We start from the raw sequence: 1,411 nt of genomic DNA on the forward strand, positions 1-1,411 counted from the left end.
TCCTCGTCTGGGCCCGGCGGGGTGCCGCCCTGATCCACGAGCCACCCCCTACGTTAAGCGCAGGATCCGGTCGTCGCCTGGGGCCGGGTTGCCGCGGCCGTCGTAGTTGGAGGTCAGCACCCACATCGAGCCGTCCGGTGCCGCCGCGACGTGCCGGAGCCGGCCGTGCTCGCCGCGCAGCAGCGCCTGTGCCCCGCTGCCGTCGGTGTTGATCGTGTAGAGCCGCTCCCCGCGCAGGCAGGCCATCCAGATCTTGCCGTCGGGGCCGACCGCCAGGCCGCTCGGCGACGCGTCCGCGGTGCGCCAGGTCGCGATCGGGTTGGTGAACGCCGGGTCGCTGGAGTTGCCCTCGGCCTCGGGCCACCCGTAGTTGTGGCCGGGCTCGATCCGGTTGAGCTCGTCGTACGTGTTCTGCCCGAACTCGGACGCGAACATCGCGCCACTGGAGTCCCAGGCCAGCCCCTGCACGTTGCGGTGGCCGTAGCTCCAGACGGGGCTCGCGCCGAACGGGTTGCCGGGCGCCGGCGCACCCTCCGGGGTGAGCCGCAGGATCTTGCCGCCGAGGCTCCCCCGGTCCTGTGCGGCGTCGCGGTCGCCCGCGTCGCCCGTGCCGACGTAGAGCATGCCGTCGGGCCCGAACGCGATCCGGCCGCCGTTGTGGTTGCCGGCCTTGGGGATGCCGCTGAACACGACCGTGCGCGCGTCCGGCTGGTCGGGCCGGAACCGCGCGATCCGGTTGTCACCGGCCGCGGTGTAGTAGACGTAGACCCAGTCACCGGCCGGCGCGACCGCGATGCCGAGCAGGCCACCCTCGCCCGCCGGCTCCGCCTCGTCGACCACGGTGACCTGCCGGGCGGCGTTGTCGCGCACCGACAGGATGCGCGCGCTGTCGCGCTCGGTGACCAGGGCCGAGCCGTCGGGCAGGAACGCCAGCCCCCACGGCGCCCGCAGGCCCGTGACCACATCGGACACGCTCGCCGGCTGGGCGTCGGGCGCTCCGGACACGGACGGCTCGCTGAACCAGCCCCGCCAGGCGGCGACCCCGCCGAGGGCGGCGGCGACCAGCACGACGGCGACGACGACGGTCAGCGCGATCCGAACTCGGCTCACCGCTCGAGGGTACGCCGTACCGTGGAAAGCACGGCGAAAGGAGATCGACCATGCTCAGCATCCGGTCCGAGGACTCGATCCTCAGCATCGGCTCGAAGGGATCGATCCTCTCGATCGGTTCGATCGGGTCCATCGGGAGCGTGGGCTCCATCGGCTCGGCCTTCTCGGCGTTCTCGGTCGGCTCGTGGGCCAGCGCGCTCTCGCTGCTCTCCGCGGCCTCGGTCGGCTCGGTCATGTCGTGGGCGGCCAAGTTCGCGATCATGCGCGGTGGTGACAAGTAGGGTCTGTGTCGAAGTCATGG

Annotated in this window: 2 protein-coding genes; one reads left to right on the plus strand and one right to left on the minus strand. The window is 72.4% G+C overall.

Going from position 1 to position 1,411, the window contains the following annotated elements:
• Window positions 1–48: 48 nt before the first annotated feature.
• On the minus strand, window positions 49–1,110 hold the full coding sequence (locus Air01nite_RS40830; protein ID WP_239091310.1) for a PQQ-dependent sugar dehydrogenase: 1,062 nt from the start codon (window positions 1,108–1,110) through the stop codon (window positions 49–51).
• A gap of 50 nt (window positions 1,111–1,160) precedes the next feature.
• On the opposite strand from Air01nite_RS40830, the gene Air01nite_RS40835 reads away from it, so the two are divergent.
• Window positions 1,161–1,391 (plus strand): hypothetical protein, encoded by a 231-nt coding sequence (locus tag Air01nite_RS40835; RefSeq protein ID WP_203708907.1) that lies wholly within the window; start codon window positions 1,161–1,163, stop codon window positions 1,389–1,391.
• Window positions 1,392–1,411 lie beyond the last annotated feature (20 nt).

The sequence above is a fragment of the Asanoa iriomotensis genome (genome assembly GCF_016862515.1).
Classification (GTDB): domain Bacteria; phylum Actinomycetota; class Actinomycetes; order Mycobacteriales; family Micromonosporaceae; genus Asanoa; species Asanoa iriomotensis.

What these genes read in the sequence shown, in the direction of transcription:
- Air01nite_RS40835 (WP_203708907.1), top strand. Translation starts at nt 1,161, where the DNA reads ATGCTCAGCATCCGGTCCGAGGACTCGATCCTCAGCATCGGCTCGAAG.